The sequence below is a fragment of the Sulfurimonas sediminis genome, assembly GCF_014905115.1.
Lineage (GTDB): Bacteria > Campylobacterota > Campylobacteria > Campylobacterales > Sulfurimonadaceae > Sulfurimonas > Sulfurimonas sediminis.
On record NZ_CP041235.1, the window covers coordinates 1,909,125 to 1,934,466 of the forward strand.

Annotated in this window: 25 protein-coding genes; 13 read left to right on the top strand and 12 right to left on the bottom strand. The window is 36.6% G+C overall.

Annotation, left to right across the window (positions count from 1 at the left end; translation table 11 throughout):
• The first annotated feature begins 36 nt into the window (after positions 1-36).
• The 5 genes from FJR45_RS10290 to hpf all read left to right on the top strand — a co-directional run bounded on the left by FJR45_RS10290 (position 37) and on the right by hpf (position 6,699).
• Positions 37-4,107: a hypothetical protein gene (locus FJR45_RS10290; protein ID WP_193150445.1), complete on the top strand. Its 4,071-nt coding sequence runs from the start codon at positions 37-39 to the stop codon at positions 4,105-4,107.
• Complete coding sequence (locus tag FJR45_RS10295) at positions 4,101-4,742, top strand: type IV pilus modification PilV family protein (protein WP_193150446.1); 642 nt, start codon at positions 4,101-4,103, stop codon at positions 4,740-4,742. The genes FJR45_RS10290 and FJR45_RS10295 overlap by 7 nt, the downstream gene beginning before the upstream one ends.
• Entirely contained in the window at positions 4,742-5,620 is an 879-nt protein-coding gene (locus FJR45_RS10300) for a type II secretion system protein (protein ID WP_193150447.1), read from the top strand. The genes FJR45_RS10295 and FJR45_RS10300 overlap by 1 nt, the downstream gene beginning before the upstream one ends.
• Entirely contained in the window at positions 5,596-6,096 is a 501-nt protein-coding gene (locus FJR45_RS10305; protein WP_193150448.1) for a hypothetical protein, read from the top strand. The genes FJR45_RS10300 and FJR45_RS10305 overlap by 25 nt, the downstream gene beginning before the upstream one ends.
• Positions 6,097-6,165: 69 nt before the next feature.
• On the top strand, positions 6,166-6,699 hold the full coding sequence (gene hpf / locus FJR45_RS10310) for a ribosome hibernation-promoting factor, HPF/YfiA family (RefSeq protein ID WP_151899583.1): 534 nt from the start codon (positions 6,166-6,168) through the stop codon (positions 6,697-6,699).
• 44 nt (positions 6,700-6,743) lie between these two features.
• Here hpf and recG read toward each other — a convergent pair whose 3' ends face one another.
• The 10 genes from recG to FJR45_RS10360 form a co-directional block, all read right to left on the bottom strand.
• The gene (recG, locus tag FJR45_RS10315) at positions 6,744-8,549 is read right to left on the bottom strand and encodes an ATP-dependent DNA helicase RecG (protein ID WP_193150449.1); all 1,806 of its coding nucleotides are present in this window, start codon (positions 8,547-8,549) and stop codon (positions 6,744-6,746) included.
• 87 nt (positions 8,550-8,636) lie between these two features.
• Positions 8,637-9,191: an outer membrane beta-barrel protein gene (locus tag FJR45_RS10320; protein WP_193150450.1), complete on the bottom strand. Its 555-nt coding sequence runs from the start codon at positions 9,189-9,191 to the stop codon at positions 8,637-8,639.
• Positions 9,192-9,206: 15 nt separating this feature from the next.
• Entirely contained in the window at positions 9,207-11,093 is a 1,887-nt protein-coding gene (locus FJR45_RS10325) for an autotransporter outer membrane beta-barrel domain-containing protein (protein ID WP_193150451.1), read from the bottom strand.
• A gap of 353 nt (positions 11,094-11,446) precedes the next feature.
• Positions 11,447-12,331: a glycine--tRNA ligase subunit alpha gene (glyQ, locus tag FJR45_RS10330; protein WP_193150452.1), complete on the bottom strand. Its 885-nt coding sequence runs from the start codon at positions 12,329-12,331 to the stop codon at positions 11,447-11,449.
• A 46-nt stretch (positions 12,332-12,377) separates the two neighbouring features.
• Positions 12,378-13,169, bottom strand: coding sequence for a hypothetical protein (locus tag FJR45_RS10335; RefSeq protein WP_193150453.1), 792 nt, complete (start codon positions 13,167-13,169; stop codon positions 12,378-12,380).
• A 9-nt stretch (positions 13,170-13,178) separates the two neighbouring features.
• Positions 13,179-14,036 (bottom strand): damage-control phosphatase ARMT1 family protein, encoded by an 858-nt coding sequence (locus tag FJR45_RS10340; RefSeq protein WP_193150454.1) that lies wholly within the window; start codon positions 14,034-14,036, stop codon positions 13,179-13,181.
• On the bottom strand, positions 14,033-14,512 hold the full coding sequence (locus FJR45_RS10345; RefSeq protein WP_151899579.1) for a DUF3972 domain-containing protein: 480 nt from the start codon (positions 14,510-14,512) through the stop codon (positions 14,033-14,035). Before FJR45_RS10345 ends, FJR45_RS10340 begins: the two co-directional genes overlap by 4 nt.
• A 24-nt stretch (positions 14,513-14,536) precedes the next feature.
• The gene (gene purE, locus FJR45_RS10350; RefSeq protein ID WP_193150455.1) at positions 14,537-15,034 is read right to left on the bottom strand and encodes a 5-(carboxyamino)imidazole ribonucleotide mutase; all 498 of its coding nucleotides are present in this window, start codon (positions 15,032-15,034) and stop codon (positions 14,537-14,539) included.
• A gap of 31 nt (positions 15,035-15,065) precedes the next feature.
• Positions 15,066-16,364: a peptidase U32 family protein gene (locus FJR45_RS10355; RefSeq protein ID WP_193150456.1), complete on the bottom strand. Its 1,299-nt coding sequence runs from the start codon at positions 16,362-16,364 to the stop codon at positions 15,066-15,068.
• Positions 16,361-17,050, bottom strand: coding sequence for a chemotaxis protein (locus FJR45_RS10360; RefSeq protein WP_193150457.1), 690 nt, complete (start codon positions 17,048-17,050; stop codon positions 16,361-16,363). The genes FJR45_RS10355 and FJR45_RS10360 overlap by 4 nt, the downstream gene beginning before the upstream one ends.
• A 73-nt stretch (positions 17,051-17,123) precedes the next feature.
• Here FJR45_RS10360 and FJR45_RS10365 point away from each other — a divergent pair, with 73 nt between their 5' ends.
• Entirely contained in the window at positions 17,124-17,903 is a 780-nt protein-coding gene (locus FJR45_RS10365; RefSeq protein ID WP_193150458.1) for a histidinol-phosphatase, read from the top strand.
• On the opposite strand, the gene FJR45_RS10370 is transcribed toward FJR45_RS10365, so the two are convergent.
• Positions 17,900-18,343 carry a globin domain-containing protein gene (locus FJR45_RS10370; RefSeq protein ID WP_193150459.1) on the bottom strand — a complete coding sequence of 148 codons (444 nt, stop codon included), beginning with the start codon at positions 18,341-18,343 and terminating at the stop codon, positions 17,900-17,902. The two genes, FJR45_RS10365 and FJR45_RS10370, sit on opposite strands and share 4 nt — an antisense overlap.
• Before the next feature lie 131 nt (positions 18,344-18,474).
• On the opposite strand from FJR45_RS10370, the gene trxA reads away from it, so the two are divergent.
• From trxA to dapB, 7 genes are read left to right on the top strand one after another with little or no spacing between them, the layout of a single operon-like run.
• Positions 18,475-18,795, top strand: a complete 321-nt coding sequence (trxA, locus tag FJR45_RS10375) for a thioredoxin (RefSeq protein WP_151899573.1) — start codon at positions 18,475-18,477, stop codon at positions 18,793-18,795.
• Between the two features lie 17 nt (positions 18,796-18,812).
• Entirely contained in the window at positions 18,813-19,295 is a 483-nt protein-coding gene (locus FJR45_RS10380; protein WP_193150460.1) for a hypothetical protein, read from the top strand.
• Positions 19,292-20,233 carry a thioredoxin-disulfide reductase gene (gene trxB / locus FJR45_RS10385; RefSeq protein ID WP_193150461.1) on the top strand — a complete coding sequence of 314 codons (942 nt, stop codon included), beginning with the start codon at positions 19,292-19,294 and terminating at the stop codon, positions 20,231-20,233. Before FJR45_RS10380 ends, trxB begins: the two co-directional genes overlap by 4 nt.
• A 10-nt stretch (positions 20,234-20,243) precedes the next feature.
• Positions 20,244-20,684, top strand: coding sequence for a hemerythrin domain-containing protein (locus FJR45_RS10390; RefSeq protein ID WP_193150462.1), 441 nt, complete (start codon positions 20,244-20,246; stop codon positions 20,682-20,684).
• Positions 20,674-20,898: a DUF2249 domain-containing protein gene (locus tag FJR45_RS10395; RefSeq protein WP_193150463.1), complete on the top strand. Its 225-nt coding sequence runs from the start codon at positions 20,674-20,676 to the stop codon at positions 20,896-20,898. The genes FJR45_RS10390 and FJR45_RS10395 overlap by 11 nt, the downstream gene beginning before the upstream one ends.
• Positions 20,898-22,151, top strand: coding sequence for a hypothetical protein (locus FJR45_RS10400; RefSeq protein WP_193150464.1), 1,254 nt, complete (start codon positions 20,898-20,900; stop codon positions 22,149-22,151). The genes FJR45_RS10395 and FJR45_RS10400 overlap by 1 nt, the downstream gene beginning before the upstream one ends.
• 37 nt (positions 22,152-22,188) lie before the next feature.
• A complete protein-coding gene (gene dapB, locus FJR45_RS10405) occupies positions 22,189-22,956 on the top strand; it encodes a 4-hydroxy-tetrahydrodipicolinate reductase (protein WP_193150465.1) in 768 nt (255 codons plus the stop codon).
• A 12-nt stretch (positions 22,957-22,968) separates the two neighbouring features.
• Here dapB and FJR45_RS10410 read toward each other — a convergent pair whose 3' ends face one another.
• A complete protein-coding gene (locus FJR45_RS10410) occupies positions 22,969-25,323 on the bottom strand; it encodes a tetratricopeptide repeat protein (protein WP_193150466.1) in 2,355 nt (784 codons plus the stop codon).
• Positions 25,324-25,342 lie beyond the last annotated feature (19 nt).

Below are 25,342 nucleotides of genomic sequence, written 5' to 3' on the forward strand. Positions count from 1 at the left end.
CCAAATATTGTGTACCCTTTTTCTCAAGGATTTAGAATGAACCTATTATATAAAACAACATTATTGTTCTCTCTTATCAACTATACAATTTATGCGGCTGAAGTACAATTTCAAAACACTACTCCATATGCTACAGAAGTATATGGAGATATCAAACTCATAGGTAATACTATCTTAAGAGTAGATACAAATAACAATAAAGAAACAGATGAAGGTTACTTTTTATCTGACGATCAAACAAGTTACGGGCTAGGAATTTCAAATGGTCAAGTTCAGTATGTATGGGCAAATGGTTGGACTAATGTTAGTAATTATGATGCAAATAACTTCTCTTACATGAAATATATTGATGTTGATAATGACAACTCTACAAAAAATTCCTCAAGTTCAACATTAACAATTCCTGCCAACAGTGAGGTTATATATGCCAGGCTCTACTGGTCTGGTATGATTCATAATTTTGCAGATGGTTCATCTATAGATACTCAGTTATCTGCATCTAAAAGTGTTAAATTAAAAATAGCGGATGGGAACTATATTAGTATAACGACAACTACAGATGGATATGACTCAACTGAAGGATGGACAGAAATTGCGGAAAGTACTAATGCTACAATTAATGGTGAAAATCTAAACTACTCTAGATATTCAGCATATAAAGATATAACTCAACAATTTACAAATTTAGACTTTAATGGTAGTTCCATAACTGTAACAGTAGCTGATGTAGCATCTACAGAAGGATGGATGAGAAACTATGGCAACTATGGTGCTTGGAGCATAGCAGTTGTCTATAGAAATACTAATGAAACATATAAGCATATTTCACTCTATAGTGGATATGAAGAGGTTTATAGTAATACTATAGATATTAATATTAGCGGATTCTTAACACCCAAATCATCAAATGTCGTCTCAACAATATCTGTTTTTGCAGTTGAAGGAGAAAAAACTACAGAGTTTGGACAAGACTATCTAAAAGTTGCAGATACCAGTGGTAATTTAATAGATGTAACAAACAATACAGCATATCCAAATAGTAAAACAAATATATTTGATTCTACAATAACAAATAATGAAATAAGAAACCCAGATATACCAAATACAATGGGTATTGATATAGACACTTTTAGTATTGGTGCTGATGGAGATACTGCACATCCTCAAATCATTCAAAATAATCAAACATCTACAAAAATAGAACTATCTTCAGGAGGAGATGCTTATACTGTTGACGCAATAGCACTATCAACAGAGTTATATGTACCTACGTTTTGTTACGATTATGCTTATAAACAAGATAACAGATACTTTACAGAAGATAATGATGGAACAAAAGACCCTTCAATAATTGGAAATGTATCTACAAACTCTCCTATAGAAGTTACCATTTTTTTAAGAAACCTTGTTGATTCAGATATAAATGTAACAGATATGCAAATAAATGTTTTAGATATAAATACAACGCAGGCACCATATATAGATTCAACTACAAAACTTGCACAAATTGGAGACTTAATACCAAAAACAGTCGATGCAAACAGTAGTGGAGATAGTTATATACAAGGTGTATCAATTGGCACAATGCAAGCAAATGATTATTTCTACTTTTACTATCAATTAGATCCAAAAACCTCTAACATCAATATGCCTATAAATTTTACTGCACAATATAATATAACATCTGCAGGCACCACTATTCCATATCTTTTAAAACTTGCTAAAGAAATACCAATGTGTAGTGGTTCAGCATTTGAGTATACACCAACCAGTGGAATTTTTAACATAGTACATAAAAACTACTATAATGACAATACTCAATATTATAATTTGCCAACTCAAGTTATAAAAAGAGAAGGAAGGTTTGAAGTTATTGCATTAGATCCAAACAATTATGATACTCTTAAACCACAATCAACGATAGTAGCAGTAGAAGCTATAGACGCCGGTGCTTTTCATAATACTGACGCATCTTGTTTTGAACAGTATAATTTCATTACAGACAGAGAATGGGTTGTTTTTGAGAACAATGTAAGCATAGTAGATTTTACACCACCAACTGGCTTTTTCAAAGAGGTTAGAGAAAACAGTGCATTTAGAGTATCTTTAAATTTGACAAATGAAGGTAGTGATTCTCTTGTAAACATTAGTATGATTGGAGCAGATCAATATACCATAAACAATTACAATGAACTACTCGCAAACCTCTCATCATGTTCGCAATCTGTTGAAGTCAATGGTAATTCCACAAATGATATAAACACAGCTTGTGGTACGGATGGTGCAATAATTTCAAAAACCCAGTTAAAATCCTGTATGGAATGTATATATGGATACAATACAAAATATATATGTTCAAGAGACAACTTTTCACTCCGTCCAGAAGCTTTTTCAATCAAGTTCAATGACCAAAACCAAACAACGTCTGCTTCATTAACAAGAATTGCCGATAATATATCAGGTGTATCTTCGCCATCAGAATCAGTACTAAATCTCAGTTCTGGTTATAACTACAACTTAGAGATTAATGCAACAAGCTATGCAGATAATGAACCTTCAGTCGGGTATACAAAAACATTTAATATATCCTCTAGTGACACATTCGAATATAAATGGGAACCTAGAAACGTACCAGATACAAGTGGCTGTAATGATACTGCAAACAAAAAGCCAGTTTCAAATTTAAGGTTTTTAAATGGTGTAATCGATCAAAATACATCTGTAAATCAAGTTGGAGAATACAGATTATATGTAAAAGACACCACTTGGACATCAGTGGACAATAATCCAATATATATGAATCACCATATAGGTAGTCACTTCTTAAATGCAAATATACCGGACTGTATCAAAGATTCAGATATAGTACAGAATCCATCTACTACAACTAATGCACTACCACTCAATGGTTGTACAATTACAAGTAATCATACAAATAGCAATCTAAATATAAAATATAGAGACTATAATATAACATTCCATCCATATAAGTTTGATCTCAATGCAATTGCAGGAGGAACAGCTGTCACCCCTACTATCGGATTGCTGTTTACTCCTGTACCAAGCACCACACCGTATATCTATATGGCAGACATTAACAATACACTGGATGAGAATATGTCTTACCACTTAAACGGGAGCATTACAGCATTAGGCGAAAACAATGTTGCCCTTACAAACTTTGTAGACAAATGTTATGCAGTACCTTTGGATATAAACATTTCTACAAGCAACAGAGATTTAAATGATTCAAACGGTGATCATGTCGATTACAAAGTACGCTTTCATGATATCAATTCAAGTGGCGAAATCAATACAACACTCGATATTACTCTTACAGAGTCAAATGCAACACAACAAAGTGATGATATACTCATCCAAACAACAAAAGAATATTTTTTCAAAAATTTAAACGGCACAATGCAGACACACTTAAATATGAACTATGTGAGAAAAAAAGAGACTGCTGTCAACCCGACAACACTTACTTTTATAAAGTATCAGGTCAACTGTACAAATGCGGCCGCGGATTGCACTTTTAATGCTGACTTGGTAAATAACAAAACGACAAAAGGTGTAAAAGATTTAAATTCGACTATTCCTATTAGACACTACTATGGACGAACACACGCACCTAGACAAACTATTGTAGACACTGATGGAAATATTTCGCTCTTTTATGAAATATATTGTTATGGCAATGATTGCAACAAAACACTTCTACCAAATGGTACGAATTCTAACAGTACAGACGATCCACGATGGTTTATCAATACTCAACATACAGCTCCTCAAGATGGTACGCCTGGTACAATTACACAAAAAAATAGTGCAGGAGCAGTTACTGTTGGTACACTAACCAACAACACAGGTATAACCTTAGTGCCTTTAACATATGATGGCACAAAAGGTTATCCGTATAAAACTACAATGGAAAACAATGCTTCAAGCTGGCTCATCTATAATAAATACAATGCCAATGCAACTAAAAATGAGTTTCAGGTAGAATTTGTCAGTTCTAACACAGACTGGGCTGGAGTGCATGAGACAAATACTACCACATTAAACAATGCATCTGACACTACGAGCAGGAGACTTATGTGGTAAGAAGATATGCTTTTACTATGATTGAGTTGATTTTTGCTATTGTAGTTATATCTATTACAGTTATATCACTCCCAATGATGAATCAAGCAATATCTAAGGGTATAGACACCAATCTTGTTCAAGAAGCAATTTTTGCCAGTTCTGGCAAACTTAATGAAATTCTGACATACCAATGGGATGAAAATTCTACCCCAAATAATAGTATCTATTCGCAAGTAATTTGGACAAGTGTTAATGACTGTAACCAAACTACAAAACGACGGTCTGGGCATATATTTGAGCAAAAACACAGAAGATGTCTCGACAATAATTTTTCTGTAGTGCAACCAACTGCAGTTTTAGGATTTGAAGCAACTGACAACGGTATTTATAATGATATGGATGATTTTAATAATGTTTCAGTTCATTTATTTATAGACAATAGCGGTGTGGTAACTTCAGCCGAGGGATACAAAAACAACTACACAATGGAGATAAATGTTTCTTATGCAGATTTCAACGAAACGACTGCTGCTAGTAAAAATATGAAAAGAGTTGATATAACAATTAAAAACTCAGATGGTAACATTACAACAAAACTTCATACCTATAGTGCCAATATTGGCGAAGTAGATTATGCTAAAAGGAGCTTTTAATGCGATTTAAACATGCTGCTTTTACTATGCTTGAGTTAGTATTTGTCATTGTCATCATGGGAATTATAGGAAAATTTGGTGTAGAATTTTTAGCTCAAGCCTACAACAGTTTTATATTTTCAAAAATAAACCATGAACTCCAGTCAAACAGTGAAGCGGCAGTTGAGTTTATAGCCAAACGCTTAGAAGGGAGAATTAAAGACTCTGTAATTGCCAGAACAGAAATAAATGGAACGGTTGTAGCCGTAGCAGATGCAACTGGTGATAGTTTTACAGTACTCGAGTGGATTGCAAGCGATGAAGACGGATTCCGAGGTAATTCTCTTCCAAACTGGAGTGGTATTATAGATTTGGGTTCAAATACAAGTAATGGTAATGCTCTTTATTCTCCCGAAACAAATACATCTGCTGAAAACAGACTTATTACAGTACTCTCTAATAATGATAGTAACATTAATGACGGTGCTCTTTATTTTATAGGATCAGATAGTGATATTCAAAGTGGTTACGGATGGAATGGGCAAATTACTGATCAAAATCGCACAATGCATCCAATTAACAATGACGCCAATATAAGTCAATTTATTCCTGCTGCTGGTACTGGAAATTTTCATGAGGTTTATGAATATTATAAACTTTCATGGACGGCAAATGCAATTGTATTACAAAACAATAACTTATATTTTTACTACAATTACCAACCATGGAAAGGTGAGATAGCCACAGATGGGAAAAGAAGTTTGCTTATGCAAAATGTCAGCACCTTCCGTTTTACCGCCATAGGTTCTATTATAAAGATTCAGGTATGTGCAAAAAGTACTGTACTCAGTCAAGATGGAGGAGATTACTCTTTATGCAAAGAAAAAACAGTATTTTAAGGAGCACTCGCTCAGGTATTGCTATGATTATGGCAATTGCCGTTATTGTCATCATTGCGACTATTATGGCATTGGCAATAAGTCTTACTTCCCAAACAACAAAACGTACTACAGATACTTACCTGTATGAACAGTCCGTGCTTCTTGCGCACAGTGCAGCGGAGTATGCACTTTTGAGAATCTCGCAAAGCCCTCCCTGTTCTAATTTAGACACAACATTCACTCAAGACACACTTTATAATATTAATATCAAACTACAATATGTGTATTATGATGATCCCGATACACCTTTAGTCAATGAGGCACAAGCTGTTTGCGATGCTATACCTGCTGCAAATAGAGGCACACTCTATACAATAGTCACCACACCCGAACAAAACGGATCTGTTCTTATGGATATAACCGTAGATGTAAATGATACAACAGTTGCTACTGAACCTGTCAGATATTTCAAAAGAACTCTGCAAAAATTATAGATTCGTACTTTTTATTAAACTTTTTAATGGTATAATTTTTTTTCCAATAGACTAAAAAAGGATTTAATCATGAATATCAGCATGACAGGAAGAAATGTAGAACTTACTGATGCTTTAAAAGAGCATATTTCAGCTTCTATCGAAACACTAAAAAAATTTAATTTAGATATTATTTCGGTAAATGTTGTTGTCTCTACACAGACAAAAAAGGGCAAAGAACATGCTATTGTTGAGTTTGTCATCAATCTTGCACATAAAAACACTATAGTAATCAAGCAAAATGATGAGGATGCCTATGCTGCAATTGATTTAGCAACAAACAGAGCACAAAAATCACTCCGCCGTCTCCACGACAAAGTAACTGACCACCAAAAAGTCGGTTTAAATGAAGTTAAAGCTGAAGAAGTCGATGTAAAAGCTGCTGCAGAGGCAATGGAAGATGAAATCATTCCGGTAGAGCTTGAACTCTACAAGCCTCGTGAAGTCGAAGATGTTTTGGAAGATCTTAAAAACAGTGATAAAACATTTGAAATCTTTTTAGACAATGAAAACAAAACACGTGTTCTTTTTAAAATGGGGAACAAAAAATTCGGACTCTATTAAACCCGGAACCCGTACTTTAAGTGCGGGCTTTGTGCCTTTAAAGACTAAGGCTTAGAAACAGCTTTTAAATCTTTTTTTACCATTTTAACTATTTTTTCATCTTGTGCAAAATCTACCCAATTAAACTGGCTTCCACTTTGAGAAATCCCCTTGAGCAAATCACCGCTTTTTCGAAACTTCAAATCCAAATTTGCTATGTCAAATCCGCTTTTTGTATGTATAAATTCCTCTAAACGCTCAGACTTTTTTTTGTTGGTATATAAAAAGCAGTAGCCTTTTAAACCGGTACGGCTCACCCGTCCACGAAGCTGATGCAGTGTTGAGAGTCCCAAACGCTCTGCTCCCACTATAACAACAGTGCTCAAACGAGGCAGCGATATACCGACTTCCACAACAGTGGTCGCTATCAATATGTTGCCTTTTTCTCGAAAATCAAGCAGTACCTGTTCTTTGTCTTTGTCCTTCCCATGCGTCACATAAACATTGTCAAAATTTCTTTCCCAGTAGCCCCGTGCTTCATCTATACTCTGGTAATCAAACGCTTCACTCTGCTGTACCAGAGGATACACTAACAACACTTGATTGTTTTTTGCTATTTCAGCCTTTACATGTAACAGTAAGGATTGAAAGTCACTTTTATGAATCACTTTGGAATCTATATCTTTAGTAAAAGGTGTGGTAGTAATGAGGCTCACATCTATATGTGCACTCTCTATCATCGCCTGTGTTCTTGGAATCGGAGTGGCTGAAAACTGAATAAAATGCGGTTTTAATTCCTGCTCGGTTACGAGTTTTTCCAGCATATTGCGCTGTAATGTACCAAATCGATGCTGTTCATCCACCATGATAAGTGAAGCTTGTGGCAATTCTCTGTATAAAAGTGCATGAGTACCTATAATAAAATCATATTGACTTAAATCTCTTTTTTTTGTTTTATTTGTGACAAGCGTAATTTTTAATTGGGGCAGATGTTTTTGGGCTTCTTCAAAGAGCTGATTTGCCAAAATGGTTGTCGGAGCCATAAGCACTGAACGATTTGGCATATTCATATAGGCAGCAGCCAAAATAACCATTGTTTTTCCACTCCCTACATCTCCCACAACCATACGTTTTGCCGCTACATCTTTTTTCAAATCCAGATAAATATCGTCTATAGCTTTTAACTGTTCATCAGTCAATATAAAAGGGAGCGTTTTACACCATGACTTATACTCTTTTGAGTGTGAAGAGAGCGCCTGAAAATAACGTCTTTTTCCGGCTAGCATCTGCATATAGGAAAAAAGTTCCGTGTATTTTAACGCCTGAAATGTTTTTTCACTGTACTCTTTATTTTGTAAAAATTCATCTGTTGGAAAATGAAGTGCTAACAGCTCCTCGGCAATATCTTCACGCAACTTTACATGTAACAGGTTTTCTTTTGTAAGACAACTCTGTACAAGCCGTTGCATAACATCGCTTCTGAGTGCCGTTTTATATTTTGGGGTAATCGTCCCTACTTTAGCGACTTTTTTCGGCATACTCATACTACAGTGTCCCTGCTTGCAGTCTATCACACCATAATAATAATCCCGTTCCCCTGCTTTAAACTGATGTAGCATGTAAGACTTGGGACGAAAAAGCACTCCCTGAACAGTATGTCCGAGATTGTGCGCAAAAAAAGTAATTTGAATAGAATTTGGAGCTTTATAAACAGACTCAACCGTCGCATCTATGAGCTGTGCTTTTTGCGGAAGTAATTTTTCATGAAGTCTGTAATCTTCATAGGTATGAGGCACCCGTAAGGCAAGTTCCAAAACAGAATTAATCCCAAGCTTACGAAACTTCGCCTCTTCATCCTTTGATAAATTCATAATTTTCCCATATAATTTATTTTAAAAATTATATATTAATAAATTATAAACTATCAATATTATTACAAAATGTCATATTAAAAAAAACTAATCCATTTGAAATTTATAAATTATACTGCCATATCCCGAAACCAAAGTGTTAAATTTATATGTAATATTATTTTGCGTATTTTCTGCTTCAATATCCATAACCCGCAAACCTAATTCCAAATCTATTGATTTTGCAACATGGAAATTTAATCCTAAATCTCCACCATAATAATTATCTGATATCGTTCTTGAAAAATTATTTCTTGTAAAACCGATATTGATTATTCCTGCATTCAGACCAATAAAACAATTCACAGTCGGAGATACATTTATAAGATACTGCAACTCAACACCTAAAGTCGTCATATAATCAAAATTTTTGGAATTATAATAACGAGCACCCGCAAATATTCTATAATTTTTATTTTGTGCACCTACTTTAACTCCGGCACTACCGAGTGTATATGTGTCATTGTTGTATGGAATATTCTGCTCATAACTCAGACTGCTGTATCCGCCTTCTATACCAACGAGAGATTGTGTATCATTTGCCATAACTGCACATGAAACCAAAGACAGTGCCAGTATTATTTTTTTTACTTTTTTTCTCATTTTTTTCCTTTGTTGTTAAAATTCATTAAGAAGTATAAGGTTTGTTAAACTCACTGTTCCTGCCGAACCTGTAGGTGAAGTAAAGTTAATATCTACGTATCCTGTTCCCCTATTGTTACCACATGAAGTTATACTATTATCCATTGAACTTCCTGTAACTGTCCAGTTTGCATCATCTGCTGTTACCTGTATATTATATCCAAATCTAGCATTTCTATACCATTCAATTGTATCAGCAATTGAAACTTTTAATCGGACTAGTCCACTAAATCCTTTTGCAAAATTATAACTTTCTCCAACCAATCCCGCACCTCTAAGCGTAATCTTACGGGCTTCTCCTATTTTTACAGTCGTATTGTTATCATATTGTTTTCCAACAAGATTAGCCCACAGAACAACATCTTTTCCAACAAGATAATAGTCATACTCTACATTTATACGCATACTTCCTGTACTGTCAATGACATAGTTCCCTGCATCTTCCGGATAAACATTTGCAACCCACTCGGTACCAAATTCGCAAGTGTCCTGTCTGTAGTTATGCCCTACTGCAAAGCCCAAGTTTGAAGTATCATTTCCTTCATAGGTATCTTGCAGATCTAAGGTATTACTGTTATTTGTGTTAATATCCCACTTTCCTGAAACGTTATATGTATATCCGTCTCCGAAAGTCACCAAATAATCATTTGTCTGATCCACATTGTCAAATACATTTGCAGTAGTTGTAAAATTATTACTGGAACTGTTAATAGTTCCGTTCACTTCCGTAGGTTCATAGTAGAGATAGTTTCCTGCATTAGAAGCTGCGCGCGGAGAACTTTTCACATACCCGACTATAGCACCCATTGAAACTGCAGGATTTGTATTGACAAGGTTATTATATCTGTCTGTAACGGTAATAACCCAGTGTTCAATCATCTTGGCATCGTTTTGTTTTGACTGTGAATCGGTTCCTGCGTATGAAAAACTGATAGCACTCGGAGGTCCGGACAACACAACTATATTAAAAACTTTCGTTAATGTTTGCTGATTATTATTTGAGTCTGTAAAAACTGCTGTAACCTTTAACGGAAGAATACCGGAAACAGTATTTGTCTGAAGGTTTACAGTAACATTATTATTATTTTGTATTGTTAAACTGTTGCCAGAATTTCCTTTAGTGTCCTCTAGTTGTCCCAATATCGGATTTAACATTTCTATTGTAACCGATGTCACATTACTGTCAGAAATAGGAGTGTTTGTATCATCGGTTATAAAAAATGACATCAGTTTACTGCTGTTTATTCCAATTGTAGCATTTTCATCCGAGAGAGTACTTTGCAGCAAATAGCTGTTAAGTACTGTTTGGTTTACGTCAGGAACAATTTTCACTGTAAATGTTTTTGGTTCCAAAGGATTAGCCTCATGATAAAATTTAAAAACTATATCTGAAGTATTTTCGTCTAATCTGCTTGGGGCTGTATATACAAAACTGGCTATTCCATTAGACACAGCAACAGTTGGACTGGCAAATTCACCTATATCACGACCACTTCTTACATCATCCGGATAAAATATTTTTACATTTCCATCTGGATATGGCGTATTGTCTTCAGATATGACTTTCACATCTATATTTACAATTTGGCTGTTAGTGGTTACTGTTACACTATTATTAGTTAAAATTACAGTAGGAACTGCTGGTTTATAATTCACTGTCAAATTTGTTGTAACATTTGTATCTTCTTTATATACAAAAGTAAAATCCAAAGGGTTTATAGCTTTTAACGGGTCTGGTCCGACAAATGTAAAAATCGCTTCACCATTTGTTATAGCTACTTCATTCTCACGGAATGTACCGCCACTTACATTTTGACTAACAATTTCACTTGGGTAACGTACAAAGACAGAACCTGATTGCAACGATTGATTATTTTCATCGAAGGCTAGAACTTTTACCTGTGCAGTTTGAGCATTCGCAGTTATATCAATGTTGCTATTTTCTAAGCGGATTTTAACCGATGGTACACCTAGAGCACTATTTACTACTATAGTACTTGAATCACTGTTGGTACCCTGACATCCACTTATGCTAAACATAAGAACTATTGAAGCAATAAAAATCTTTATTAGAGCCATATTTTATACCTTTATTTAATTATATTAATTAATCATAACATTATATTATATTTAATTCAATAGAACTTTTTTTTAAATTCATATATCTTCTCCAGTGTAACTTAATGACACATTTCTATCACAAAAATTAAATTTTTTTAATAATTCACTCTTTTGTTGCGTTCTTCTTCCTGTTCTTTATAGAGTTCTGCACACCCTTTTGAAAGTTCACGAATTTTTAAAATATAATTTTGTCTCTCAGTCTGTGAAATTGCTTTTCTGGCGTCTAAAACATTAAATGTATTTGATGCCATCATACATAAGTCATAGGCAGGCAAAGGCAATCCGGCTTCAAGCGTTCGTAAACACTCTTCACTTTTGGCGTTAAAATCGGCAAAAAGCATTGCTGTATCGGCTACTTCAAAGTTGTATTTTGAAAACTCTATCTCACTCTCTTTATGCACATCTTTATAAAGTGTTTTACTGCCGTCAGGCGCAATGTTCCATACAATATCAAAAACAGTATCCACACCTTGCAAATACATCGCAAGACGCTCCGTTCCATAGGTAATTTCAACGGCCACAGGGTCACACTCTATCCCGCCGACCTGTTGAAAGTAAGTAAACTGTGTCACTTCCATACCGTTAAGCCATACTTCCCAGCCAAGCCCCCATGCACCGAGTGTCGGGGACTCCCAGTTGTCTTCTATAAAACGAATGTCATGTTTTGCGACATAAAGTCCCAAATATTCCAAAGATTGCAGGTAAAGTTCTTGGATATTGTCCGGTGAGGGTTTGATGAGTGCCTGAAACTGGTAGTAGGAACCAAGACGATTTGGATTTTCTCCGTATCTGCCATCTGTCGGACGGCGAGAGGGAGCGACATACGCCGTTGCCCAAGGGGTAGAGTCAAGTGAACGTAAAAATGTAGCCGGGTGAAAAGTTCCCGCTCCTGCAGGAATGTCATAAGGCTGTACAATATTACACCCCTGCTTCATCCAAAATTCTTGTAGTTTGAGTAACATTTCGCTAAAAGTAACCATTTTTTGCCTTCAATTTGTTTTTGATATTATAACTAAAGAGACTTTTTTAGTATTTAAAAATTATTCCAAATTTAATGTATTCGTTATATGCTTTACTTTCCGGTTCCAAATACCCTGTACCGCTGCTGTCATAAACAATTTCAGATTCTCTGATTTTTTGATACTGGTATGTATAAGCAGTATAAATAGACAGGCTTTTGTTAAATGTGTATTTTATCGGTATACTCAACTGCATAATATTTGCCGAACCGAGTACAAACTCTTGATTAAAATCACTAGCTTTCATTCTTGGTCTTATGCCATACTGATACTCAAATCTCGGAGTTATATTCAGATTTTTATAATTATAGGACAATGCAATACTGGGGCGCAAAGAGTACCATTTATAATCTTCCACCTGCTGCACCGAGAGTTCTCTTCGCCAAAATCTATATCCAACTCCTAAAGATATCATCAATTTGTAATTAACAGTTTGGTGAAATGTATGTATAAAATCCAAATCTATATCATAAATTTTATTGGATGTAGTGCTCACTAAGTTACCATAACCAAGATTTGATCCGATATACGATCCTAAGTATTTTGTATCTCCATCCAATGCCATAATACTTAGTACAATATTGTTAAAATCTAATATATCATTTTCTTTCATTATATAATTGTATGTAAGCTCAACACCTGTTAAATCACTGAGTCGGGAAGATTCACTGTCTAAAAGTTTTCCGTCTTTGTACTCATTATAATCCATACTCATACCAACTGCACTTATGGAATACTCTATTTTTGCAAAGAGCATTACGCTGATAACAGATATTCCTACGAAAACTTTTTTTAACATTTTGATCCCTTATGCAAGTTTACAAATTATATCACCGATTTCTTTGCCCAATGAGTTGGCAACAACATTGCATTTTACCTTGAGTAAAAAACAGATGTTTTTTCTGTGACTCGGACTGAGACATTCATAATTTCCCATGCCTTTGCTGATTATCAAATCTGCCTCATCAAAAAGCTTTTGCGCCTCTTTTGTTGCACGGTTATATACAAATCCCGGCGTATTAACACCACTGTCAACCAAATTGCAAAGTTTGTCAAAACCCGCTTCTTTTGCCTCTTTACATGTAACGTCATTGATTATAGGATTACCCCGTACCATATAGGTACATGTGAGTTTCGGATAGAGTTCCTGTAAAGTCTCTATAAACAAAGAGTCAAAAATATGTTCTCCGACATTATCACCAAGAACAACAATGTTTTGTGCAGTTTGCAATACTTTTGCAAATGCTTCAAAATCATTATGAGAAAATTCTGTATGAAAAATTTTCTCAAGTTCTTCCTGTAAATCAAATTCTACCTGAGCAGCCAAATCTATCACATTGCCTGCTACGGCAATTTTTGTGGCTGTCAAAAGTTTGTCATTACATGTAAAGAGTTTTTCTTTTAAAAACGGAATAAAGGAAAGGGCTTTTTTTGTTGAGAGTTCTTTGACCTCTGCATATAAATCTTCTTTCTCTGCAATCTCTGACATTTTTTCATACACATCTGCAGCAATTTCCGGAGGCGTTTTTGAAAAAGAAAAATCTTTACTCATGCTTTCCACAGTTGTTCTGAGTCTGTTTTTTAAAGTTTCATCTGCACCAATTGCATCAGCGACTTTCACACTTTGGTTAATGATACATCCGACACATTCATTATCTATGGTCATGCTTTTCCAGTATGTTCATCAATAGCCTTGTTCCACATAAGTTTATATTTGCGGCGCATAAATTCAACTTCCTGCTGTGAAAGTTTGAGCTGTTCTTGCAGAGTATGAATGGTTTTTCTGTCTTCATCATACAGTTCCTGCAAAGAAGCCAATGCTTCGCGTAAAAACTCATTTTCCACCCGTACAGCTTCGAGTGTTTCATCTTTTGCATCCAAAACTTTTTCATGCAGATTAATGATAGTTCCGATGGTTTTTTCAACGAACTCAGGCTGGACAAGCATTTCATGGGTGTTTTTTTTCGCAAGTTCCTTAAGTTTGGCAGGCACAACGGCTTCTGTCGCACCTTTTGACGGATCAATGTAACGAATGCCGTCTTCAATTTTTACACTTAATTTACCCCTCTCAATCAAATCTTCAATAGAAGTTATATCCAATCCCGTCAGTTGACTATATTCCTCATCGCTCATCCACTTCATTGCCAAACCTCTCTTTTGCTGTAGCTATTTTATAATAGTCTCTATCTCTAAAGAATCCATCTCTACTTTTTTTGCTTTTGCAATACGATCTTCTTTTAGTTTTATACTGAGTTCTTCATTGTCTAGTGCGAGTATCTGCATAGCAAGATACGCAGAGTTTATCGCTCCTGCTTTGCCTATAGCAACAGTAGCAACAGGCATTCCGGCAGGCATTTGAACAGTTGAGAGCAGTGCATCTATGCCTGCGAGTGCAGATGCTGACATCGGTACACCTATAATGGGTTTGATTGTTTTTGAGCTCAAAACTCCTGCAAGATGCGCGGCCATTCCTGCTGCGGCTATAAAAACCTGAGCCCCTTTTTTCTCAGCCTCTTCTATGTACTCTTTTGTACGCTCAGGGGAACGATGCGCTGATGAGATAACCATCTCATAGCTCACGCCAAATGCTTCAAATGTGTCAGAACACGACCGCATTACCTCATAATCACTTTTTGAGCCTATTACTATAGATACAAATTTCATATTCGTTTACCCTTCTTGTTAATTTTTAAATTTACTTTTTTGGAGCTGTATTCATATCAGCACTCGCCGGTATTCTAAAGAATGTATAGGGTGGAAATTTTGTCGGCAACTCTATCGGGTTGACATTGCCACTGTGAATCTCTTCCCAGATTTTTCCGTTTTGTGCTTTGAGCTGTTTGAGTTTCACAAAAATTTTTCCGTCTCTTTCATATGTCGAGCCTATATCGTTATCAACCTTTTGCACTTCACTGCCCAAAGGAAAAACAACTTCCATCTCATCCCCTGGAAATGTTTTATATTTACATAAAAAATGTGTGCCATCGGCAGTGACAACACCACTGACCTGATGCGTGCCAAGCTGCATCGTAAAGTCCAGACTCTGTGTGTCATGTTTTTCAAACGGCCGTGATACAAGATAGGCATCTGTGTATCCGCGATTTTGCAAAGAGTGCAGTTCATACTGATAGCGTGCAGTGTCCATCTTTCCGGCATAGTAGTCATCTATTGCCATTCTGTATGCTTTTGCTGTAGTGGCCGCATAATAGGCAGTTTTTGTACGCCCTTCAATTTTAATGGAATCCACAGCACCACTGTCTAAAATCTCTTTTATATGCGAAGCCAGATTCAAATCTTTTGAGTTCATAATATAGGTACCGATACCCGCCTCTTCTTCAAGCTTAAAAAGTGTACCTGTTTCAGGATTTGCTGCATAAATTTCATAAGGAAACCTACAATCGTTAGCACAACTGCCACGGTTGGGAACACGCCCGCTTTGCAGTGTCGAAATCAGGCAGCGTCCGCTGTAGGCAAAGCACATAGAACCATGCACAAAAACTTCAAGTTCCAAATCAGGTAAAGCCGCTTTAATCTCTTTTAAATCACGCAAAGAAATTTCTCGTGCAGTAATAATGCGTGTCGCACCCATTTCATGGTAAATCTGTGCATCAAGTACATTCATGACATTTGCCTGTGTTGAGAGATGCAGAGGCATATCCGGTACCAAATCATGGCACAGTTTCAACACGCCCGGTGTTGCCACGATGAAAGCATCAGGCCCAAGCTCACCCATTTTTACAATATGTTTTTTCAGTAAGTTAAGCTGGGAATTAAACGGAAATCCGTTTATCGTTGCATAGACTTTTTTTCCGCGTTCATGAGCATATTTTATACCCTCTTCAAAATCTTCAAAGCTAAACTCTTTTCCTGAGCGAATACGCAGTGAGAAATGACTGACTCCGCCATAAACAGCATCTGCGCCAAAATCAAGTGCAATTTTTAGTTTTTCCAGAGTTCCCGCAGGAGACAGCAATTCTACTTTTTTCTTATTCATTGTTTTCCAAACTGTTCTAAAAGCGCTTCTATATCATCTGTAGAAGCCAGCTCATTGTGCGTATCCCCGGCTATGTGCGTTGCGGAAGAGACACGTTTCTCATCATCAATTTTCCCCTCAAAAAGTGTATTCATATACTTTGACAATGCACGCATTACATTTATAACCCTTTCGATTTTCTGTCTGTGAATATCCTGATACTGCATGATATCCATAACACTCATGATGGAATCTCCACTCTCCTGTAAAACCTCAACAACACCATTGATTTCATTTAAAGCTGTTTCATTTTTTTCCAACTGTGTTTGAAAAGTTTCTACATCAGGAAATTTTTCAGATAATTTTGTAAACAATTCTATATTTGAATGAAGAATTTCACTCACTCTATTGAGACTTTCCTCTTTCTCCATCAAATTACTGCTGATATTCTCGATAATATCAAAAATCTCACTCGCTTTTTCTTCACTCTCTTTGGTAACATCGTCAAGCTGATGCACCATTTTGTTTTCATTTGTCGCAGGAAGAGGAAGTTCGGCTGCTTCAATGCCTGCTGTTATCGGGTCTTTGGAAGGTTCATCTTCCCTGTCCTGCGAATTTTCATCCTCTTGGGTATGCTCATCCTCTTCAGACATATCATCCATATCCACACCACCGCTCATTAAGGCATCCAGTTCTTCTTGCGTCATAAACAGTCTCCATAATTGAATAATTTATTAATTCACACTATAATAGCATAAATTATATAATACGAGAACAAATATGAAAGTAGACCTCCATAACCATACACCACTGTGTAACCATGCCCAGGGCACAATAGACGAATATATCAATGCTGCTATCAATAACAATACAAAAATATTTGGTTTTTCCGACCATGCGCCTATGGACTTTGATCCAAAATACAGAATGTCTTTTTCAGAGATGCAAACATATGAAAAAGAGATTTTGGATGCAAAGAAAAAATATGCTGACACCATCACTGTTTTACTTGGCTATGAAGTTGACTACCTTGAGGGGCATATGGACGAAAGAGTACTCAATGCCGATGTTGACTATCTGATTGGGTCTGTGCATTTTATAGACGAGTGGGGTTTTGACAATCCGGAGTTTATAGCAGAATACAAAAATGAAGATATCAATGTAATATGGCAGAAATACTTCAATGCCATCGAGGCTATGGCCAACAGCAGACTATTTGACATTGTCGGACATCTGGACCTTATAAAAGTATTTAAATTTATGCCGACGCAAGACATCAAAGAGATAGCAAAAAATGCTTTGCATGCCATAAAAGATGCCGACATGGTCTTGGAAATCAATGCGGCCGGCTACAGAAAACCCATCAAAGAAGCATATCCTTCAAGAGAACTTTTAGAAGAAGCCTTCAAACTGGGTATTCCTGTTACCTTCAGCTCTGACGCCCATAAACCGGAGCAGGTAGCTATGTTTGACAAAGAAGTCACACAGCTTGCCAAAGATATCGGCTACTTGGAGTGTGCTTACTTTATAAACAGAGAGCGAAAGTTTTTAACTTTTTAACTCTTCGTATTTACCACCCACATAGAAAAAAGATCCAGATAGTTCCAAAAAGACTCTATATACTTGGGAGAAACACCTTCTTCTGCAAGCGCACTCAAAAGCGGAATGTAAAGTTCCAGCCAGACTTTTCTCGCATTTTCATCTATGCGGAAGGGCGCATGACGCCCAACCATTTGATGTTCTCCCCTGCTTTGTGTAAAATAATCAGGACCGCCTGAAATTTCTATCAAAAAATCTGCTGCATGTTTTTGTGCCTCTGCAAAATCATCATCATCAAATACAGGAAATAAAAAAGCAATATCACTGCTCTTGATGGATTCATAATGCTCAAACACCAGTTTTCTAAACCTTTCTTCTCCCACTTCATCAAAAAAACCCGGATGAGGCTTTGCCACAGGAGGCCGTACATCAATTTTTCCCGCTGTAATTTCTAACTTCAAAACTTTTTCCTTTACATGTAATCAATTACGGCTAATTATACAAATTATTGCTATAACTAAATTTAAAGTTTGGATTAATGATAGCACTTGTATAATACTTTTATAACAAACAAAATAAAAAGGATTTACTAATGGGTAAATATATAGAACTAACTGGTGCAAATTTTGAAGCAACTCTTGCGGAGGGTGTATCTCTGGTAGACTTTTGGGCGCCATGGTGTGGGCCGTGTCGTATGATTGCTCCTGTTATTGAAGAATTGGCAGAAGATTATGACGGAAAAGCTAAAATCTGTAAAGTCAATACTGATGAAGAGCAGGATATCGCTGTAAAATTCGGTATTCGCTCAATCCCTACTATTATGTTTTTCAAAAACGGTGAAATGGTAGACCAAATCGTAGGCGCACAGTCCAAACAGGCTCTTGCAGAAAAGCTTGACGCTCTTTTAGCGTAATCACAGGGACTTCAAAAGTGGCCGGAAAGGGAGGCAAAAGCCTCTTTTCTCTTTCCACACTTCTGGCATCTTTCTTTGGTGCTGCAATGATAGCAGGCGCTTTTGCCTACTTCAACTACAAATTTTCAGAGTATAAGTTTATTAATTTTAAAGAGTTCGTTTATTATGAAAAAAATGATGTTTTCACGCCTGTAAGTGAAGAGTATATAGTCATTTTCTATTCTTCAAGAGAAAAAAACACAATGAACAGACTTGCAAATTTGGATTTAAATTTGCCTATACTTGCCATTGACTACTACAACAGGGTCCGAACAAACACAAAAACAACTACTTTTTTAAGAAGCGGAACCAATACATCTTTAAAATTCATACAGCGCTTCAATATCTACAACTCACCATCTATTTTTTTCATAAAGAGAATAAAAGATTCCCTTTATAAGCAAAATAGTATGATACGGAAGCTTGACAATTTAGACCAATTAGAGGAGATAAAATCATGACTTTAGACTGTGCAATTATAGGCGGAGGACCGGCTGGTCTTACTGCAGGATTATACACTACACGCGGCGGACTTGAAAATGTAACAATGTTTGAAAAAGGTATGCCGGGCGGGCAGATAACACAGAGTTCCGAAATAGAAAACTATCCGGGTGTAACAGGTGAGATAACCGGAATGGATTTGATGATGCCATGGCCACAGCAGTGTCAAAAGTTCGGACTCAAACATGATATGGCAGAAGTAAACCGTATAACAAAAGATGGCAACCTCTTTCATGTACTCAAATCAGACGGAACAAGCATTCAGGCACACAGTGTAATTGTCTGTACCGGTTCCTCTCCGCGCCGTGCAGGTTTTAAGGGAGAAGAGGAGTTTTTTGGCAAAGGGGTCAGTACCTGTGCAACCTGTGACGGATTTTTTTATAAAGGAAAAGAAGTGGCAGTGATAGGCGGAGGGGACACTGCTCTAGAAGAAGCCTTATACCTTGCAAAAATATGTACAAAAGTTTATCTTGTTCACAGACGTGACAGCTTTCGTGCAGCACCAAATACGGTAAAAAGAGTCAAAGAAAATGAAAAAATAGAGCTTGTACTCAACTCTGTGCCTGATGAAGTTTATGGCGATGCAAGCGGAGTAAACGGATTGAAAGTCAAAGACAAAGATGGAAATATAAAAGATATACAGGTTCCTGGTGTTTTTGTATTTGTAGGGAACGATGTCAACAATCAGACACTCATTCAAGAAGACGGCACTTATCTGTGTGATGTGAATGAACAGGGACAGGTTATTGTAACCTTAAGCATGAAGACTTCTGTTCCTGGACTGTTCGCTGCAGGTGACATACGGATAGAAGCACCAAAACAGGTTGTTTCAGCAGCCGGAGACGGCGCTGTTGCTGCGCTTTCTGCCATCTCATATGTCGATGAATTACTAAACTAGGAGTGCCGATATGACTATAAAAGACTTTATGACAAGTAAACACAGAGAGTGTGACCATCTTTTGACACAGGCAGAAGATTTTCTTGAAAGCGGAGAATTTGACGAAGCTCTTTGCAAATATGCAGCCTTTAAAAATGAAACTCTCCTGCATTTTACAATGGAAGAGGAGTATCTTTTTCCTATGCTTGAAGAAAAATCAGGGATGGGAAGTATGGGACCGACAAATGTTATGCGAATGGAGCATGCACAGGCAAAATCACTCTTTGAAAAAATGGATGAAGCCTATAGTACAAAAGACAAAGAAAGAGCTTTTTCTCTTGGAGAATCCATGAATATTCTCCTGCAACAGCACAACCTCAAAGAAGAGCAGATGCTCTATACCATGATGAACAGTGCTCTGGCAGAAGATGCCCAAGAAATCGTTCAAAAACTACAAAACTATGGAAACTAACAAAGAGATTATTCTCGATGTCAGTGAGCTTGAGGCTCCTTACCCTCTGGTAGAAGCCATCAATGCTCTAAATATTTTACAGGATGATGAAGTGCTGATATTTAGACATCGAATGAACCCTCAAATGCTTTTTCAAAATATCTTAGCTTTGGGTTTAAAGTATGAAATCACAAAAGAGGATGCAAATGAATTTGAAATGAGGATCTATAAATAATGTTTCAGGGTCTGAGTCTGGAACAGGCACCCCCTTATGCTGTTCCCATAAAATTTTATCTCAGTGGCGCCTTTTATCTTATACTTCTTTCAGCAGCCATTATAGTCTACGGATTTTCTGTAAGTTCACGATTTGATTATGAAGTCATCGCCTTAACCCATCTGCTGACTCTGGGTTTTATCACGCATGTCATGTTCGGCTCACTCTTTCAAATGTTGCCTGTCATGCTTGGCACACCCTATACCAATGTAGTAAAAAACGCAACAATCATTCACATAGCCTTAAATGCCGGGGTGCTGAGTTTTGTTGTCGGATTTCTTACCAACACAGCTCTCTTGTTGTATTTTGCAGCAATACTCCTGACAGGAACATTTTTCTATTTTGCAATACTCTCTTTTAAAACAATTTTACTCTCTCAGGAAAAAAACACCCTGGTACAGAATTTTGCAGCTTCTTTTATAGCTCTTTTTGCAGCAGCTCTGTTTGGAGCTTTGGCACTGCTTGGACATTTTGGATTTGTTGATACACTGCGTTATGGAAATACGCATATTGCTTTTATGCTTTTTGGCTGGGTCTTTTTGCTTATAGTCTCCGTATCATATAAAATTATTCCTATGTTTTTTGTTGCGAAAGAATTTCCGATATTTGTACAAAAAAGACTCTATCCTGTGCAACTTGTACTTCTTTTTTTATTTGCCTATGCACAGCTTCAAGAAAAAACCCTGCTTCTCACTCTGACACAGTTCCTGCTTTGCGCATCAGTCATCCTCTTTGCTCTTTTGAGTATACTGATTTTACGAAAAAGAAAACGGGCAAGAAAAGATGCCAGCATCCAGCTTTGGTATTTTGCCATGGGCAATGCCATTCTTGCGTCTCTTCTTTTTACAGGTGCAGATATTTTACATGTAAACCTCTCTTTTGCTATTGGTTTTTTTGCTCTTTTTGGCGCTGTATATGCCTTAATCAATGCGATGCTTTATAAAATCATCCCTTTTTTGACCTGGTTTCATTTAAGTTCAAATATGGTTTTTGATGCAGAAATGGGTGATGTCATTCCAAAGAAAAAGATGAACATGCAGATAAATCTGTACTATCTCGCATATTTCTTTTTTTTATGCACAGTTTTGTCACCTGCTTTTATCATACCCTCGGCAACACTCTTTTTGTTTTCATCTCTTTTGCTCCTGCTCAATATACTCAAAGCGCAAAAATATTACCGTGAGTATATGAAAAAGAAAGTAGTATTTGAGTAATATTTTGCTATTATAAGAAAAAAAATGAGGATATATTATGATAAAAGTAGGCGTATTCGGTGCGAGCGGTAGAGTTGGCAGACTTTTAATAGAAGATTTAAAAACAACAGATGCAATGAGTTTAAGTACGGTTTTTGTAAGAAACTCACTTGATTTTTCAATAGACCCCTCAGTTTTGGTTACCTCCGATATGCAGGCATTTCTGCATGCAGCAGATATAATTATAGATTTCTCACTCCCGGATGCCTGTGAAATACTTTTGGAGGAGGCGATGAAAACTCCCAAACCGTTAGTCATCGGAACAACAGGACTCAATACACATCAACTCAATCTTTTAAAAGAAGCAAGTGAGCGTATGCCAGTGCTGTATGCCACAAATATGTCGCTGGGTGTAGCACTTCTGAACAAACTTGTTTATCAGGCTTCAGCAGCCCTGGAGGGATTTGATATAGAAATTGTAGAGATGCATCACAGACATAAAAAAGATGCACCAAGCGGTACTGCATTGACACTCAGTCAGTCAGCAGCAGCCGCAAGAGGACTGGATCTGGACAAAGTCCGAGTCAGTGGCAGAGACGGGAACATCGGAGAAAGAAGCAAAGATGAAATAGCTGTTATGGCTCTGCGTGGCGGGGACATCGTAGGACGCCATACTGTCGGCTTTTACAATGACGGAGAATTTATAGAACTCAACCATACCGCCACCTCAAGAAATACTTTTTCTAAAGGGGCGCTTCGTGCCGGAAAATGGCTTGCTGACAAAGAAGCCGGCCTCTACAGTATCAGTGACTGTCTGGAGCTTTAATTTAAACCCGGGTTAAAGTTCCAGGGCACTTTTTGCCAGTTTGGCCCAGGAAGATTTTGGGTCAGCGGCTATTGCTTCCTTATATGCTTTTTTCGCTGCATCATCTCTCCATAGTTTATCAAGTACACTGCCCAAAAGATATTTTTGCCGCGCACGCAATGTAGGGCTTAATGCCAGTTTATCCAATGATTTTATAACTTCCAAAGCCCTGTTGTACTCTTTTTTATCCATATATGCCTGATACAGTGCAAATTCTACATAAGGACTCTGCGCATAGGAGTTTGATTTGTTTTGTATCTGCATTACTTTTTTTGCATATTTTATTATCAGATTGTCATCATGTCGTTCGTTTCCGAGTGTTACCATTGCAACATAACGCTCTGTATCTTTATAATCAAGTCCAAAAAGTTCTTCGATTTTTGCCATTGCATCAATCATCTTCTCTTTTTGCTCTAATCGTTCATATGTATCAAACAGATATCTGTAAACCTCTTTGTATTTTGAATTTTTGTCATCTTCTATCAAAGTGATTAAATCTTTGGCTGCATCCAGTACATCACTGTAATTTCCCGTAGCAAAATCAACTTTGATGTAGCGGTAAAGCCATTTTTTCCGCTCATCCAAATCTTTGGATTTTAAATTTTTCCCTGCTATACTTTTTGAAAGCTGGAAATCTCCGCCTTTCATCGCACATTCATAAATACCGTCATCCCATTTATCCGAAAGCGTAATATTGTATTCATTCGATATGATTAAAACCTGTTTGCAGTTTTTCTTACGAAGAGACTGTTTCATCTCTCCGATAGCAGCATCCTGTATAATTTTTTGGATATCTTTATACTCTGTCTTATCCAAAGCTTCCAGGGATTTTTTTAAAGAGAGCACCTCTTTGTATTTTCCCTCTTCTAAAAGTAATTTTGCTTTTTCATACAGTGCGCGTTTGCCTATAGTGTCATTTTGATACTCTTGAATAAGCTTGTCAAATTCTGCCAGTTTTGCAGTAGCATTTAAATCAGAAACTTCAAAAAAGAGTGCGTCTTTGGCAACCTGAACAGCATCCACATAGTCTCCATCAGGAAACTTTTTCAAATACTCATTTAGAGCGGCCAAAGCCTTTTTCTTCTCTTTTGTTTGGGCAAGCCATAAAGCTTTGTTCTTGAGCAACTCTTCATATTCATCATATGTGGCATCAATCTCCTGCAGCAAAGTATCTGCTATAGCTGCTGCAACTTTATAGTATCCCTGATTTGCAAACTCCTCCATCATCTTTTGTGATGCTTTAAAATCTTCCATAAAAAAGCCAGGATCTGCCTGAATAATTTTCATTGCATACTTCGAAGCCTCTTTTGGCTTGAAAGAAAGATACAAAGAGGCTAAATGGTATGCGGCATTTGCTGCAACCTCTAAATCTTTCGTCTCATACAATGCTTTTTTATAATACTTTAACGCCTGTTTTGTGCCACCTGACTCTTCAAGCATCTCTCCCTTGTATATATATCCGAGTTGTGTAAATTTACTTTGTGGATGTTCTGTAAACAATCGGTCATAAAAGTAGTCGGCATTCGAATTTTCGCCGAGTTTGGCATATGCTTTTGCTACCAGGGAAAGGACCTCTGCAACATTCTCATCAGAAGAGTATTCTCTTAAAAACTCTTTTGCCACACTTACTACATTATCCCAGTCTTTTATTTTTGCATACACTTTAATTTTATAATAGAGCAGTTCTGCTTTAAAAAGCGTATTTGGATAATCATTCAATATATCATCTATACTTTCAAGACACAATTCATACTCTTTGTGTTTGTAATACTTTTTTACTTTCAAGTACTCTTTCACATCTTCTACATTTTTGATATAGACCGGGTTTCCCTGCAGATCGAGACTTCCTACATAGGGCAGTTTGTCTTTGTCAAGGTAAAAAGGAAAATCTAATGCAAGGGGAGAGGCTTCCTCCTGCTTAAACAAAGGAAATGTTTTTTTGTACCCTAGTACACTCCAATGGTCTGAATAGGTCACATTTGCATCAAAAACTTCATTGTCTTTGGTAAGATCAAATATTTCCGGAATCAATTTTATTTTGTAAAATGGCTTGATTGTAACAATAAATTTCTCATCTTTAAAAACTGTATTTACTTTAAAAAAATCATTTTGAATATGCTTGAGTTTTCGCACTGGTCTTTTTAAAAAAATACATTGAACTTCCAAAACCGTGTCAAGATCATTTTTAATCTCTTTACATGTAAAGCGTTCAGTGTTTCGAATATCAAGTGTGGAGTATTTTATGAAATTGTCTTTTGCACTCTCTATGGAAATTTCAAGTGCAAAAGAATTTGTAAGAACAAAGGCCAGGAGTATCCATTTTAACAAACTCTCTCCCCCTTGTTTA

Coding starts and splice junctions, on each gene's coding strand:
- FJR45_RS10340 (WP_193150454.1), bottom strand. CDS start 14,036: ATGACCATAGATAATGAATGTGTCGGATGTATCATTAACCAAAGTGTG.
- trxB (WP_193150461.1), top strand. CDS start 19,292: ATGACTTTAGACTGTGCAATTATAGGCGGAGGACCGGCTGGTCTTACT.
- FJR45_RS10395 (WP_193150463.1), top strand. CDS start 20,674: ATGGAAACTAACAAAGAGATTATTCTCGATGTCAGTGAGCTTGAGGCT.
- FJR45_RS10365 (WP_193150458.1), top strand. CDS start 17,124: ATGAAAGTAGACCTCCATAACCATACACCACTGTGTAACCATGCCCAG.
- trxA (WP_151899573.1), top strand. CDS start 18,475: ATGGGTAAATATATAGAACTAACTGGTGCAAATTTTGAAGCAACTCTT.
- FJR45_RS10335 (WP_193150453.1), bottom strand. CDS start 13,169: ATGTTAAAAAAAGTTTTCGTAGGAATATCTGTTATCAGCGTAATGCTC.
- FJR45_RS10345 (WP_151899579.1), bottom strand. CDS start 14,512: ATGAAGTGGATGAGCGATGAGGAATATAGTCAACTGACGGGATTGGAT.
- glyQ (WP_193150452.1), bottom strand. CDS start 12,331: ATGGTTACTTTTAGCGAAATGTTACTCAAACTACAAGAATTTTGGATG.
- FJR45_RS10320 (WP_193150450.1), bottom strand. CDS start 9,191: ATGAGAAAAAAAGTAAAAAAAATAATACTGGCACTGTCTTTGGTTTCA.
- FJR45_RS10400 (WP_193150464.1), top strand. CDS start 20,898: ATGTTTCAGGGTCTGAGTCTGGAACAGGCACCCCCTTATGCTGTTCCC.
- purE (WP_193150455.1), bottom strand. CDS start 15,034: ATGAAATTTGTATCTATAGTAATAGGCTCAAAAAGTGATTATGAGGTA.
- hpf (WP_151899583.1), top strand. CDS start 6,166: ATGAATATCAGCATGACAGGAAGAAATGTAGAACTTACTGATGCTTTA.
- FJR45_RS10390 (WP_193150462.1), top strand. CDS start 20,244: ATGACTATAAAAGACTTTATGACAAGTAAACACAGAGAGTGTGACCAT.
- FJR45_RS10360 (WP_193150457.1), bottom strand. CDS start 17,050: ATGACGCAAGAAGAACTGGATGCCTTAATGAGCGGTGGTGTGGATATG.
- FJR45_RS10300 (WP_193150447.1), top strand. CDS start 4,742: ATGCGATTTAAACATGCTGCTTTTACTATGCTTGAGTTAGTATTTGTC.
- FJR45_RS10305 (WP_193150448.1), top strand. CDS start 5,596: ATGCAAAGAAAAAACAGTATTTTAAGGAGCACTCGCTCAGGTATTGCT.
- dapB (WP_193150465.1), top strand. CDS start 22,189: ATGATAAAAGTAGGCGTATTCGGTGCGAGCGGTAGAGTTGGCAGACTT.
- FJR45_RS10355 (WP_193150456.1), bottom strand. CDS start 16,364: ATGAATAAGAAAAAAGTAGAATTGCTGTCTCCTGCGGGAACTCTGGAA.
- FJR45_RS10290 (WP_193150445.1), top strand. CDS start 37: ATGAACCTATTATATAAAACAACATTATTGTTCTCTCTTATCAACTAT.
- recG (WP_193150449.1), bottom strand. CDS start 8,549: ATGAATTTATCAAAGGATGAAGAGGCGAAGTTTCGTAAGCTTGGGATT.